This window comes from Kitasatospora sp. NPDC088783 (genome assembly GCF_044750705.1).
Taxonomy (GTDB): domain Bacteria; phylum Actinomycetota; class Actinomycetes; order Streptomycetales; family Streptomycetaceae; genus Kitasatospora; species Kitasatospora fiedleri.
The window spans coordinates 47,910-60,826 of the sequence record NZ_JBIVKJ010000020.1 but is presented as its reverse complement, the minus strand read 5'-3'; the positions used below and the strand labels follow the sequence as shown (position 1 = coordinate 60,826).

The window sequence follows — 12,917 nt, the reverse complement described above, 5'->3', positions numbered from 1 at the left end:
CCGGACGCGGAGGGTCCAGGGCGCCTCCGGTCACCGGCCTGTCCGGGCCGCTCGCGGGGTGGAAGAATCGCCGGGGTGATCGGACTGGTGGGGCGGGTGACGGGACGGATCGGCGCGGGCCTGGTCGGCGAGGTGATGGTGCGCGTTCCCGAACGCCAGGGCAGCGAGGCGTTCCTGGCGTACCGGGCGGTGCCGGGCGAGTCGCTGGAGCCGGGCACCATGGTGGTCGTGGTCGATTACCAGCCACCGCGCACGGTGTACGTCGAGCCCTACTGACGGCCCCTCACCAAGGCCGGGCAAACACCGCGCAACGGTTTCGAGACAGTGGGCGCTCCCGCTGGCGCGGCCCCTTCCCCCGCGATCACGGCAGGCGGAGAATGCGGCTGCCACCGGGTTCCGCGCCCACAACTGCACCACCCAGCGCAGCCACGGACCGGTGTGCCACGAAGGGGGAGATCGCGATGCTGATCGGCATCGTCGGAGCCGTTGTCGCAGGGCTGCTGGTCCTGGTCGTGCTCTTCAAAATGATGTGGCGGGTCGCCGAGCCGAACGAGGCCCTGGTCATCTCGGGTTCCAAGCACGGCGAGGGCCTCGGCTTCCGCGTGGTCACCGGACGGGGCACCTTCGTGCTGCCCGGCGTCCAGGTGGTCCGGCGGCTGTCGCTGGACCTCAACGAGGCCGCGCTGGACGTCGAGTGCGTGACCTCGCAGGGCATTCCGGTGCACGTCAAGGGTGTGGTCATCTTCAAGGTCGGCGACGACCCGGTGTCCATCGCCAACGCCGCCCGCCGCTTCCTGGACCAGCAGAAGATGATGGGCCAGCGGGTGCACAACGTGTTCGCCGGCCACCTGCGCTCCATCGTCGGCGGCCTGACCGTCGAGGACATGATCCGGGACCGCGAGCGGCTCACCGGGGAGACCCGCTCCGCGTCGGGCATCGAGATGGAGAAGCTCGGCCTGATCATCGACTCGCTGCAGATCCAGGAGATCCTGGACCCGACCGGCTACATCACCAACCTGGCCGCCCCGCACGCCGCCGCCGTCCAGCGCGACGCCCGGATCGCGGCCGCCGAGGCCGACCGCCGGGCCACCGAGGCCGAGCAGGAGGCGTTCGCCCGCAAGGCCGAGGCGACGCGCAACTCCGGTATCCAGCAGGCCGGTTACCAGGCCGAGATGGACACCGCCGCGGCCCGCGCGCTCCAGGCCGGGCCGCTCGCCCAGGCCGCCGCCCGGCAGGAGGTCGTGGTCCAGGAGACCAAGGTCGCCGAGCTGGAGGCGCACCGCAAGGAGCAGCAGCTCCAGGCCGACGTCCGCAAGCCCGCCGACGCCCGCGCGTACGAGACCCGCACCAAGGCCGAGGCCGACCGCGACGCCCGGATCTCGGCCGCCGAGGCGCTCTCCCGGGAGACCGACCTGAAGACCGCGGCCGAGGCCAACCGGGTCAAGGTCGCCGCCGCCGCCGAGGCGGAGGCCACCCGGGCCCGCGGCCTGGCCGCCGCCGAGGCCACCCGCGCCACCGGTGAGGCCCAGGCCGCCGCCGAGGCCGCGAAGGGCCTGGCCGAGGCGGAGGCCGCCCGGGCCAAGGGCCTCGCCGAGGCGGAGGCCACCCGGGCCCAGGGCCTGGCCGAGGCCGAGGGCATCAAGGCCCGCGCCGCGGCGCTCGCCGAGAACCAGGAGGCGGTCGTCGCCCAGCAGCTCGCCGAGAACTGGCCCGCCATCGTCCGGGCCGGTGCGGACGCCTTCGGCAACGTCGAGCACATGGTGCTGCTGAACGGCGCCGAGGGCATGTCCGAGATGTTCGCCAAGGCGCTCACCATGGGCGGCACCGGCCTCGGCCTGGCCCGCCAGCTGCTCACCACGATGACCCCGGCGGCCCCCGCAGAGACCCCGGCGAACCCGGCGGCCCCGGCGGACCGCGCCCCGGCCACCCAGGTCATCCCGGTCCAGTCCGGCAGCGGCGACTGACCCGCAGCGCCGGCACACCACCAGCGCACCACCGGCACGACGACGCACCACGGCGCACCACGGCGCACCCGCGCCACCACCCGGCCCGTACGGCGGCACCACCGCCGTACGGGCCGCATCGTCTCCGCAATCCCGGGCAGCAGCTGAGTACCCGTACTCACGCCCCGGCCACCGCGCCGCGCCAGCATCGGAGCATGGACCTGCTGCCCCGCGTCGGAATCACCGCCGTCGGCTCCCACCTCCCGCAACGGACCGTGACCTCACGGCAGTTGCAGGACGAGGTGGCGACCGGCGCCCGCCTCCCGCTGCCCGACGGCATGTTCGAGAAGGCCACCGGCATCCGCACCCGCCGCTTCGCCGGGCCCGACGAGCACCCCTCCACGCTCGCCCTCGGCGCGGCCCGCCGGGCACTGGCCGCCCGCGGCCTGGAACCCGCCGACCTCGACCTGCTGCTGTTCGCCTCCGCCTCCCGGGACGTCTGCGAACCCGCCACCGCCCACCTCGTCCAGGCCGAACTCGGCTCCCGCGCCCACGCGCTGGACGTCTCCAACGCCTGCAACAGCTTCCTCAACGGCATCGACACCGCCCGGGCGATGATCCTGGCCGGCCGCGCCCGGCGCGCCCTGGTGGTCACCGGCGAGACCCCGAGCCGGGCGATGCGTCGCGACCCCTCCGGCCTCGCCGAGTTCCGCGACGGCTTCGCCGGGTACACCTTCGGCGACGGCGGCGCCGCCGTCCTGGTGGAGCGCGTCGAGCGCGGCGGCATCCTCGACGTGGAGACCCAGACCGCCTCCGAGCACTGGCAGGTCGGCGGCATCCCCGGCGGCGGCTCGCGCCACCCGCGCGGCGACGAGTGGAGCTACTTCCGCGGCGGCGGCAAGGAGCTGCGCGGCGTCTTCGAGCGGATCGGCGCCGACATCCTCACCCGGGTCGCCGCCCGCACCGGCCTCGGCTGGGACGCCTACGCCCGGGTCCTGGTCCACCAGGTCACCCTGCCCTACCTGGAGCGCTTCGTGGAGCTCACCGGCGTGCCCGCCGACCGGCTGGTCGTCACCGTCCCCGAGCTCGGCAACCTGGCCTCCGCCACGATAGGCGTCCAACTCGACCGCATCATGCCCGAGTTGGAGACCGGCGACCGGGTGCTGATGGTCGGCCTGGGCGGCGGCGTCAGCCTGATGACGATGGTCTGGGAGAAGTCGTGACCGAGCTGTGGGTGATCGTCCCCGCCTACCAGGAGGCCGCCCGGATCGGCGGCGCCCTGCGCGCCCTCGCCGCCCAGCACGACCGCGACTTCACCCTGCTGGTCGTCGACAACGGCTCCACCGACACCACCGGCGAACAGGTGCGGGCCTTCGCCCGCACCGCGCCCTTCCCCGTCCACCTGCTCGTCGAACCGGAGAAGGGCGTCGGCTGCGCCGTCGACACCGGCTTCCGCCACGCCATCGACCACGGCGCGACCCTGCTCGCCCGCACCGACGCCGACTGCCTGCCCGAACCCGGCTGGGCCGGCGCCGCCCGCGCCGGGATGCGGGCCTCCGGCGGGCTGGTCTGCGGACGCGTCACCGCCCGCCGCGACGAACACGGCCCGCTCGGACGGGCCGTCTTCCGCGCCCTGGTCGCCCTCGGCGCCCTCTTCGGCCGGATCCGCCCCGCCCACCGCCGCCGCCACGGCTACCTCACGCCCTACCGCATGCACGCCGGCAACAACATGGCCATCACCGCCGACCTCTACCTCGCCACCGGCGGCATGCCCCGCCGCCCCTCCCCCACCGACCGCGCCTTCATCAACCGGATCCGCCGCCACAGCACCGCGATCGTCCGCCGCCCCGACATGGTCGTCCAGAACTCCACCCGCCGCATCCGCGCCTACGGCCTGCGCGGCACCGCCCGCTGGTACCTCGAACGCGGCGCCGGCCACCGCGACGTCGACGTCCGGTGAGACGGCGAGGTCCGCGTCGCGGGCCCGGGAACCGGCGGGTCGTCCGAGCAGCTGCGCGCCGGAGCCCACCGGCGGCCCCGAGCCCGCCGTTCCCGGGCCCCGGCGCGGACCTTCCGTCCGTCCCCCTCCCGTCCGTCCCCTTCCGCCCGCCTGCCCGCCCGCCCGCGAAGAGGAGTCCCCGTGCTCGACCAGCTCGCCCGCACCCTGCGCGAAGGCGCCTCGCGCCCGGCGCTGCTCACCAGCACCCGCCGCGGCAGCCCCCGGGTGCTCGCCCGGTGCGCGGAGCTGGCCGCGCTCGCGGACGGGTACGCCGCGGCGCTGCACCACGGGCACGGCCTGCGGCCGGGGGACACCCTGGGGGTGGCGGTGCGCCCGGGGCCGCGGGCCCTCGCCGTGCTGCTGGCCGCGCACCGGCTGGGCCTGCGCAGCGCGGTGCTGGACCCGGGCGCCGGGCCGGAGGTGCTGCGGGCGCGGCTGGCGCTGGCCCCGCCCGCGCTGATCCTGGCCGACTCCGCCGCGCAGGCCGTCGCCGGGTGGGCCCGTCCGCTGGCCCGCCGCGCCCGGCTGGAGCTGCCGCCGCTGGGGGCGCTCGGCCCGGTGGCGACCGTCGGTCCCCGGCACCCGTGGTGCGCCCGGTCGCTGGCCGGGCACCCGGGGCCCGCCCCGGACCCGTACGAGGGGGACGGCGACGCGGTGGTGGTGTTCACCTCGGGCACCACGTCCGCCCCGCGCGCGGTGGTGCACTCGCGGGCCTCGCTCGCCGCCGGGATGCGGGCCGTGGACGCGCTGGTGCGCCCCCGTCCGGGCCGGACGGTGCTCGGCGGGACGACGTTCGTGCTGGTCCCGGCGCTGGCCGCGGGCGCGGTCGTCGCGCTGCCGGCCCGCCGCACCGCCGTGCTGCAACGCCAGATCGACCGGCTCGCCCCGGACGAGACCTACCTGACGCCGCCCCGGCTGCGTCCCCTGACCAGGCTCACCGGCCGGGTCTGGACCGGGTCCGCGCCCGCCGACGCCGCGCTGCTGCGCCGGGCCAAGGAGGCGGGGGCGGACGAGGCGTGGGGGGTGTACGCGCTCACCGAGCTGTTCCCGGCCGCGGCGGTCGAGGAGCGCGACAAGAGCGCCCACGACGGCCCGGGCGACCTGCTCGGCCACCCGCTGCCGGGCGTCCGCACCCGGCTCGGCGCGGACGGCGAACTGCTGCTCGCCGCCCCGGCCGCCCGCGACCGCTACCTCGGCGAGGACCCGGACCCGTGGGTGCGCACCGGCGACCGGGCCCGCCTCGACCCGGCCGGTCGGATCGTGCTGGCCGGCCGGCTCAAGGACATGGTGCTGCGCCGCGCCGAGAACATCTACCCGGGCCTGTACGAGCCCTCGCTGCACCTGCCGGACGTCGAACTCGCCGTCCTGGTGGGCGTTCCCGGCCCGGACGGCGACGAGCGCCTGGTCGCCCTGGTCCAGCCCCGTCCCGGCGCCGACCCCCGGCGGCTGCGCGCCGCCCTGCACGCCCCGCTCGCCCGGATGGGCACCGCCCGCCCCGACGCCCTGCTGCTCGGCCCCGTCCCGCTGACCGGCCGCTCCCGCAAACCCGACCGCGCGGCGGCCGCCCGCCAGTGCGCCCGCCGCCTCGCCGACCACCCGGCCGGGCGGACGCGCTGACCCCGCCGGACCCGCCCGCCCCCGCCGACACCGGCACCGCCGCCCGCCGCACCGCCGACACCCCACCCCGGAGGGCCAGTTGACCGCCGCCCGGCGCGCCGACCGCACGGTCTACCTGCGCAGCCACCCCCTGCTGTTCGCGCTGCTCGCCGCGACCCGGCACCGGCCGGTGCTCCGGCTCGGCCGCACCGTGCTGGTCCACCACCCGGACGCCTACCGCGAGGTCCTCACCCGCGTCCCGCTCGACCGGACGGCCGAGCGGACCACCGGCGGCACCGCCGCCCGGCTCACCGGCGGAAGCCTGCTCTTCGACCAGCAGGGAGCCGAACACCGCACCGCCCGGCGGGAGTTGACGGCCCTGCTGGGCCCGGCCGGGGTGGCCGCGCTGCGCCCGGTCTGGGAGCGGGTCCTGGACCGGCACCTCGGCGGCCTCGACCGGCCCGTCGACCTCGTCCCCGCCGTCCGCGAACTGGCCGGCGCCACCGCCGCGGCGCTCACCGGCAGCGACGCCCCGCCGGTGCGGCTGGCGCTCGCCGCGGAGCGGGCCGCGGCCGCCACCGCCCGCGCGCACCTGCCCGCCCTGCTGCCCCGCCCGGGCGGCGCCCGCCGGGCCCGCACGGCCGCCGACCGGTTGAGCGGGCTGCTGCCCGACCCGCGCGACGCGATGCTCGCCGTCGCCGCGGTCAACACCACCCTCGCCGCCCTGCCGCGCGCCGTCGCCTGGTGCGCCCGCGAGCGGCTCTGGGACCTGGCCCGCGACGACGCCCCGGCGCTGGCCGCCGAACTGCTCCGCCGCACCGCCGCGTCCCCGGTCCTCCCGCGCGCCGCGGCCGCCGACGCCACCGTGCTCGGCCACCGCGTCCGCCGCGGCGACCGCCTGCTGCTGGTCGCCCGGCACGCCGCCGAGGCCCAGCACGACACCCCCGCCCACCCGCACGCCACCCTGGCACCCTTCGGCCTCGGCCCGCACACCTGCCCCGGCGCCGCCCTCGCCCGCGCCCAACTCGCCGCCCTGCTGAGCACCCTGGCCCCGCACCGCCCGCACGCCCTGCGCACCTCCCCGCACCCCGGCAGCGCCCTGCCCTCCTACCGCACCTGCGTCATCGGCCCGCCGCGCCCCCGTTGACCCTCGCCCGCGCCCGACGCGCCACCCCGCCCGCACGCCCTGCGCACCCGCGCCGCCGCCCCGCCGCCCCGCCGCGCAACTGACGACCCGCCATCCCGCCGACATGCCAACGCCCGCCATCCCGCCCGCCAGCGAAGGACCGCCGTGCCCCCGTTGACCCTCGCCCTCACCGGCGCCACCGGCTTCTGCGGCGCGCACCTCGCCGCCCTCGCCACCGCCCGGGGCCACCGGGTGCTGGCCCTCGGCCGCCGCCCCGCCCGGCACGGCGCGCACGTCCGCTGGGACGCCGCCGCGGACACCGCCGCCTCGCCCGAACTGCGCGCGGCGGACCTGGTGGTGCACTGCGCGGCGGCCGTCGGCGACCACCCGCCGGGCTCCCCCGCCGAACGGGACCAGTACGCCGTCAACGTGCGGGCCACCCGGCGTCTGCTGGAGGCCGCCGCCGGGACGCCCTTCGTGTTCGTGAGCAGCGCCAGCGTCTACGACCCCCGCCCCGACCGGTCGCTGGTCACCGAGGAGCACCCCACCGCCGCCGGCCACCTGAACGCGTACGGGCGGACGAAGGCCCGCGCGGACGCCCTGGCGCTCGCCGCCGGCGCCGTCGTGCTGCGCCCGCGCGCGGTGTACGGGCCGGGGGACCCGCACCTGGTGCCGCGACTGCTGGCCGCCGTCCGGTACGGGGTGCTGCCGCTGCCGGGCGGGGACGTCGAGCTGAGCCTGACCGCGGTGGAGAACCTCGCCGCGGCGTGCCTGGCCGCCGCCGACTGGCCGCCGGGGGCGTACAACGTCGCCGACCGCGCCCCGTACCGGCGGGACGCCGCGCTGCGCCGGGTGCTCGCGGCCCACGGCCGCCGGGCCCGGCTGCTGCACGTCCCGCCCCGGCTGGCGGCGCTCGCGGTCGGCCGCCGCCCGCAGGTGACGCGCTACGCGCTGGACCAGCTCGCGCACCGCGTGGTGCTGGACACGCGGAAGTCCCGGTCCCGGGGCTTCGCCCCGGGCCGGGACCTCGACGACTACCTCTCCCGCCTCACCGGCTGACCGCCCCACCGGCTGACCGCCCCACCGGCCGGCGGGCCGGGAGACCGGGAGGCCGGCGGGCCGGGGGCTAGTTCCGGGCGGCCTTCTTGATCAGGATCACCACGGCCGCGGCGATGCCGACCAGCACCAGCACGTTGATGGCGAAGCCGACGATGCCGGCCACCACGCCCACGATGGTCCAGAAGACCTTCCAGGCGATCACCAGCAGCAGGATCGGGACCACGATGTTGCGCACCCACGAGGGCAGCGACTTCCAGAACTCGGCCATGTCCGTACCTTCTCCCCTCGGGGTCGGTGCCGGTGTTTCCGGCTGCGTTCCCGCTCCCTCGATCTCGACACTTCGATCGTAGGCGGCGCGGAGATCCGAAATCGAGGGGCGACGGCCCGGAGAGAACCCGGAGATCCTTCCCTGACTCCCCGCCGGGGAGAACCCTCAGACCGGCCAGGTCTCGCCGCGCCAGGCGGCGTCCCAGAACATCCACTCGTAGCGCGAGGTGGTGGTGAAGTGCCCGACCACGCGCCGCCTTTCGGCCGCGGAGAGCTCCTCGCCGATCCGGTCGGTGAGGTCCAGGACGCGGCGCACCACGGTCTGGAACTCCTCGTCGCCGTACGCGGCGATCCACTTGGCGTAGAGCGGTTCGGGCGAGGAGCGGCGGGCCAGCTCCTCGCCGACCCGGGCGTAGATCCAGTAGCAGGGCAGCACGGCGCCGAGCGCCTCGGCGAAGGAGCCGCCGTAGACGGTGGCCAGCAGGTAGCTGGTGTAGGCCCGGGTGGTGGGCAGCACCGGTTCGTCGTCGACGCCCGGCCCGCCCAGCGCGCCCATGAACTCGCCGTGCATGTCCTGCTCGGCGGCGATCGCGCCGACCGCGTCGTGGGCGAAGGCCAGCACCTGGTCGTCGCCGGGGGCCTTGGCGGCGCAGACGGCCAGCGCCCGGGCGTAGTCGCGCAGGTAGTGGGCGTCCTGGACGACGAAGTGGCGGAACGCGGCGCGCGGGAGGGTGCCGTCGGCGAGGCCGAGCAGGAAGGGGTGGTCGAGTATCCGGCGGTAGGTCGGCTCGGCGGCCGTCCACAGTTCGTCGGTGAGCTTCACGGGTGGTCCTCCTCCCGGAACGGCGCGGTGCTGCGGTCGGTCCTCCGGCCGGACGGTCAGTCCTCCGGCGGGGAGAAGACCACCAGCACCCGCAGTTCCTCGGTGATGTGGTGGAAACGGTGCTCCGTCCCGGCGGGGACGAACACCACGCTGCCGCGCCCGACCGTGGCGGTCTCCCGGCCGACGGTGAGTTCGGCCCGGCCGCTGACCACCAGGTAGATCTCGTCCTGGGCGTGCGGGGTCTGCGGGTCGGTGTCGCCGGGGGAGAGCGCGTACAGGCCGGCGGACATCGTCGGCTGCTTCAGGAAGCGCAGGTACGCGCCGTCGCTCCCGGCGCGCTCGGCGTCGAGTTCGTCCAGCCGGAACAGCTTCATCGGGGCTCGGCTCCTCTCCCGGTCCGGCCCCATTCAACAACACCGGCGCGGGGAGCTTCCGCCCGGCCGTCCGGGCCTGCCACCATCCGCAGCATGAAGAATTTCGTGATCAAAACGCTCATCAACGCGGTGGCCATCTGGGTCGCCGCCTGGATCGTCACCGGGATCACGCTCTCGGGGGACGACTGGCAGCACAAGACACTCACCGTGGTCGCGGTGGCGCTGGTCTTCGGCGTGATCAACTTCCTGATCAAGCCGCTGGTGAAGCTGTTCTCGCTACCGCTGTTCTTCCTCACCCTGGGGTTGATCACCTTCGTGATCAACGCCCTGATGCTCTGGCTGACCTCCTGGGCCTCGGACAAGCTGAGCCTGGACTTCCACGTCGAGGGCTTCTGGTCCGCGCTGCTCGGCGCGCTGATCATCAGCCTGGTGTCCTGGGGCCTCAGCCTGGCGCTCAACGACGACTGAACACCCCGCGGGCGGCCCACCGGCACCGGGCCGCCCCAGGAGGAAACCCCGTTGCCGAACGTCCGTTCCCGACTGGTATAACTGTCCGCCGGTGAGCTGACCGCCCCGTCGCCCGGGGCGCGAGCTTCGGGGGGTTCCACGGCGTCCACGCCGTCCTCTCCGCTGCCTTCACGACCTCCGTGCTGCCTCGACACCCGGCCGTGCGACCGGTCCGCCACTGCATGGCGGCCGCGCACGCGACCGCCGGACGAATGGCACTGGAGAGAACCGCATGCCAACTGCCCCTCCCCGCGGGCGGATACGCCGCGCCCTGGCGGGCGCCGCCGCCGCGTCGGTGGTCCTGGGCCTGGTCGCACCGACCGCCGCCCACGCCGCGAGCCCCCAGCCCGACCAGCGGATCGGCCGCGTGCCGACCGTCCCCGGCGGCGCCACCCGCACCGCCGCCCCGGCCGACAGCACCGTGCTGGACCTCGGCGTGACCCTGCGCCCGCGCGACCCCGGCGCGCTGGAGGACTTCGTCACCGCCGTCTCCACCCCGGGCTCCCCGCTCTACCACCAGTACCTGCGGACCGGCGAGTTCGCCGGCCGCTTCGGGGCCGCCCCGGCCGACGTGGCCGCCGTCACCGCCGAGCTCACCGCGGCCGGCCTGCGGCCCGGAGCGGTCGAGGACGACGGCCTGACCATCCCGGTCGAGGCCACCGTGGCGCAGGCCCGCAAGGCGTTCGCCACCGACTTCGCCGGCTACGCGCTCGCCGACGGCAGCGCCGCCTTCAGCAACACCGAGGCGCCCAAGGTCTCCGGCCGGGCCGCCGCGAAGGTGCTCGGCGTCACCGGCCTGAACTCGCTGGCCGGCGCGGTGTCGATGAGCCGCCCCTCGGGCAGGGTGATCGAGCAGCCCCGGCAGGCACCCGCCACCGAGCGGCAGCTCAAGCCGTCCTACGTCGGCGGCCAGCCCTTCGTCTGCTCCGGCATCAAGGACCAGCTGACCAAGGCCGGCCTGCGGCCGATGATCGACTACAACACCCCGGACACCCTGACGCTCAACACCTACCAGCAGGCGTTCGGCAACGGCGGCGCGGGTGCCACCGTGGCGATCCTGGCCCTGGAGGAGTTCGACGACCGGGCGATCGCCGGGTACCAGAGCTGCCTGGGCACCAGCACCAACGTCAGCCGGGTCAAGGTCGACGGCGGCCCCACGCAGCCCCCCGGCGCGGACGTCGGCGTGGAGACCGCGCTCGACATCGAGACGGTGATCGGCCTGGCCCCCAACGCGGACGTGCTGGTCTACCAGCCCGCGGACGCCAGCATCCGGGAGCTCAACTCCGGCCTGCGCCGCATCGTCACCGACAACCGGGCCCAGACGGTCTCGATCAGCTGGGGCCTGTGCGAGCCGTACGTGGACTCCGCCTCCGAGCAGGCGCAGAACCTGATCCTCCAGCAGGCCGCCGCCCAGGGCCAGTCGGTCTTCGCCGCCTCCGGCGACTCCGGCTCGACCGGCTGCACCGACGACCACGGCCGCCCCCAGTCGGGGCTGGCGGTGTCGTTCCCGGCCTCGCAGCCGTACCTCACCGCCGTCGGCGGCACCAGCGTCTCCGACCCGTACAACACCCCGACCGAGTCGGTGTGGAACACCCCGGGCGGCGGGGCCGGCGGCGGCGGCGTCTCGGCCGTCTGGTCGGTGGACGGCGCCACCGGCTACCAGTCCGGCTTCTCCGGCCAGGGCTACGCCAACCTCTGCAACGCCGCGGCCGGCCGGGCCTGCCGCCAGGTGCCGGACGTCTCCGCGCTGGCGGACCCGAACCAGGGCTACCTGACCCTGACCCACGCCGACTCCACCACCCTGTACTGGGACCTGATGGGCGGCACCAGCTTCTCCGCCCCGCTGTGGGCGGCGATGACCGCGCACGCGAACGCCGACCCGAAGTGCGCCGCCGCCGGGCCGCTGGGCTTCCTCAACCCGCAGCTGTACAAGCTGGGCAGCACGCCGGGCCTGTACGACCCGGTCACCGGCAACAACGTGGTCAGCGCCTCCGGCTACACCGGCCCGCTCTACCAGGCCGGCACCGGCTACGACCTGGCCACCGGCCTGGGCACCCCGCGCGCCGACAAGCTGTTCGCGCAGCTGTGCGCCAAGCTCCCGGGCAGCCCGGCCGGCGCGTTCAACGCCGTCGTCCCGACCCGCCTGCTGGACACCCGCGGCGGCGCCCCGCTGGCCGCCTACGGCGAGACCGCGGTGCAGATCGCGGGCAGCGCCGGCATCCCGGCGAACGGCGTCACCTCGGTGGTGCTGAACGTCACGGTGACCGACCCCACCACCGACGGCCACCTGACCGTCTACCCGTCCGGCGGCGCCCGCCCGAGCACCTCCAACCTGAACTGGACCGCGGGCCGGACGGTGCCGAACCTGGTCACCGTGCCGGTCGGCCCGGACGGCAAGGTCCGCTTCTACAACGGCGCCTGGGGCCAGGCCCAGCTGATCGTCGACGTCCAGGGCTACTACGGCACCGCGGGCGGCTCGACCTACCTGCCCTCCGGCCCGACCCGGGCGCTGGACACCCGCTCCTCCGGCGGCGCGCTCGCGGCCTACGCGACCCGCACCGTGACGAGCGGTCAGCTCAGCGCCCCGAGCGGGACGAAGGCCGTGGTGCTGAACGTGACCGCGACCGACACCCGGACCGACGGCCACCTGACCGCCTACCCGTCCGGCACCACCCTGCCGAGCACCTCCAACCTGAACTGGACGGCGGGCCGGACGGTCGCCAACCAGGTGATCGTGCCGCTCGGCGCGGACGGCTCGATCAGCGTCAACAACGGCTCCTGGGGCTCCGCCCAGGTGATCGTGGACGTCTTCGGCTTCCTCGGCGCCAACGGGGGCGCGTCGTTCCACTCGACCACCCCGCAGCGCCTGTTCGACAGCCGGGTCGGCCAGGGCACCAACAGCTGGCCGTTCGGCGCCGACGAGATCCGGGCCCTGAACCTGGACGGCGACGGCCGACTCGCCAAGGCCAAGGCCGTGGTGCTGAACGTGACAGTCACCAACCCGCGGGTCGACGGCCACCTGACCCTCTACCCCTCCGGGCAGAGCGCGCCGGACACCTCGAACCTGAACTGGTCGGCGGGCCAGACCGTGCCGAACATGGTCACCGTGCCGGTCGGCCCGGACGGCCGCGTGATGATCAAGAACGGTTCGTGGAGCTTCACCGACGTCATCGTCGACGTCTTCGGCTACTACAGCTGAGCCCGGGGGCCGGCCGTCCGCCGG

The 12,917-nt window shown here is 75.8% G+C and carries 12 protein-coding genes; 9 read left to right on the top strand and 3 right to left on the bottom strand.

Going from position 1 to position 12,917, the window contains the following annotated elements:
- The first annotated feature begins 75 nt into the window (after positions 1 to 75).
- From ACIP60_RS33990 to ACIP60_RS33960, 7 genes are all read left to right on the top strand, one after another.
- Positions 76 to 276, top strand: a complete 201-nt coding sequence (locus ACIP60_RS33990) for a hypothetical protein (RefSeq protein WP_400692193.1) — start codon at positions 76 to 78, stop codon at positions 274 to 276.
- 185 nt (positions 277 to 461) lie between these two features.
- Positions 462 to 1,964 carry an SPFH domain-containing protein gene (locus ACIP60_RS33985; RefSeq protein ID WP_400692190.1) on the top strand — a complete coding sequence of 501 codons (1,503 nt, stop codon included), beginning with the start codon at positions 462 to 464 and terminating at the stop codon, positions 1,962 to 1,964.
- Between the two features lie 194 nt (positions 1,965 to 2,158).
- A complete protein-coding gene (locus ACIP60_RS33980; RefSeq protein ID WP_400692188.1) occupies positions 2,159 to 3,166 on the top strand; it encodes a 3-oxoacyl-ACP synthase III family protein in 1,008 nt (335 codons plus the stop codon).
- Positions 3,163 to 3,903, top strand: coding sequence for a glycosyltransferase family A protein (locus ACIP60_RS33975; RefSeq protein ID WP_400692185.1), 741 nt, complete (start codon positions 3,163 to 3,165; stop codon positions 3,901 to 3,903). Before ACIP60_RS33980 ends, ACIP60_RS33975 begins: the two co-directional genes overlap by 4 nt.
- A 180-nt stretch (positions 3,904 to 4,083) precedes the next feature.
- Positions 4,084 to 5,559, top strand: coding sequence for an AMP-binding protein (locus ACIP60_RS33970; protein ID WP_400692182.1), 1,476 nt, complete (start codon positions 4,084 to 4,086; stop codon positions 5,557 to 5,559).
- 79 nt (positions 5,560 to 5,638) lie between these two features.
- Positions 5,639 to 6,685 (top strand): cytochrome P450, encoded by a 1,047-nt coding sequence (locus ACIP60_RS33965; protein ID WP_400692179.1) that lies wholly within the window; start codon positions 5,639 to 5,641, stop codon positions 6,683 to 6,685.
- A 144-nt stretch (positions 6,686 to 6,829) separates the two neighbouring features.
- Positions 6,830 to 7,723, top strand: a complete 894-nt coding sequence (locus ACIP60_RS33960; protein WP_400692177.1) for an NAD-dependent epimerase/dehydratase family protein — start codon at positions 6,830 to 6,832, stop codon at positions 7,721 to 7,723.
- 67 nt (positions 7,724 to 7,790) lie between these two features.
- On the opposite strand, the gene ACIP60_RS33955 is transcribed toward ACIP60_RS33960, so the two are convergent.
- The 3 genes from ACIP60_RS33955 to ACIP60_RS33945 all read right to left on the bottom strand — a co-directional run bounded on the left by ACIP60_RS33955 (position 7,791) and on the right by ACIP60_RS33945 (position 9,187).
- Positions 7,791 to 7,991 carry a hypothetical protein gene (locus tag ACIP60_RS33955; RefSeq protein ID WP_400692174.1) on the bottom strand — a complete coding sequence of 67 codons (201 nt, stop codon included), beginning with the start codon at positions 7,989 to 7,991 and terminating at the stop codon, positions 7,791 to 7,793.
- Positions 7,992 to 8,156: 165 nt separating this feature from the next.
- Entirely contained in the window at positions 8,157 to 8,813 is a 657-nt protein-coding gene (tenA, locus tag ACIP60_RS33950; protein ID WP_400692171.1) for a thiaminase II, read from the bottom strand.
- Positions 8,814 to 8,869: 56 nt separating this feature from the next.
- A complete protein-coding gene (locus ACIP60_RS33945) occupies positions 8,870 to 9,187 on the bottom strand; it encodes a cupin domain-containing protein (RefSeq protein ID WP_030463001.1) in 318 nt (105 codons plus the stop codon).
- Between the two features lie 93 nt (positions 9,188 to 9,280).
- Between ACIP60_RS33945 and ACIP60_RS33940 the strand changes: the two genes are divergently transcribed.
- Both ACIP60_RS33940 and ACIP60_RS33935 read left to right on the top strand, forming a co-directional pair.
- Positions 9,281 to 9,655 (top strand): phage holin family protein, encoded by a 375-nt coding sequence (locus tag ACIP60_RS33940; protein ID WP_100837181.1) that lies wholly within the window; start codon positions 9,281 to 9,283, stop codon positions 9,653 to 9,655.
- A 271-nt stretch (positions 9,656 to 9,926) separates the two neighbouring features.
- Positions 9,927 to 12,893 carry a protease pro-enzyme activation domain-containing protein gene (locus tag ACIP60_RS33935; protein ID WP_400692166.1) on the top strand — a complete coding sequence of 989 codons (2,967 nt, stop codon included), beginning with the start codon at positions 9,927 to 9,929 and terminating at the stop codon, positions 12,891 to 12,893.
- Positions 12,894 to 12,917 lie beyond the last annotated feature (24 nt).

What these genes read in the sequence shown, in the direction of transcription:
- ACIP60_RS33985 (WP_400692190.1), top strand. Translation starts at nt 462, where the DNA reads ATGCTGATCGGCATCGTCGGAGCCGTTGTCGCAGGGCTGCTGGTCCTG.
- ACIP60_RS33980 (WP_400692188.1), top strand. Translation starts at nt 2,159, where the DNA reads ATGGACCTGCTGCCCCGCGTCGGAATCACCGCCGTCGGCTCCCACCTC.
- ACIP60_RS33955 (WP_400692174.1), bottom strand. Translation starts at nt 7,991, where the DNA reads ATGGCCGAGTTCTGGAAGTCGCTGCCCTCGTGGGTGCGCAACATCGTG.
- ACIP60_RS33945 (WP_030463001.1), bottom strand. Translation starts at nt 9,187, where the DNA reads ATGAAGCTGTTCCGGCTGGACGAACTCGACGCCGAGCGCGCCGGGAGC.
- ACIP60_RS33940 (WP_100837181.1), top strand. Translation starts at nt 9,281, where the DNA reads ATGAAGAATTTCGTGATCAAAACGCTCATCAACGCGGTGGCCATCTGG.
- ACIP60_RS33935 (WP_400692166.1), top strand. Translation starts at nt 9,927, where the DNA reads ATGCCAACTGCCCCTCCCCGCGGGCGGATACGCCGCGCCCTGGCGGGC.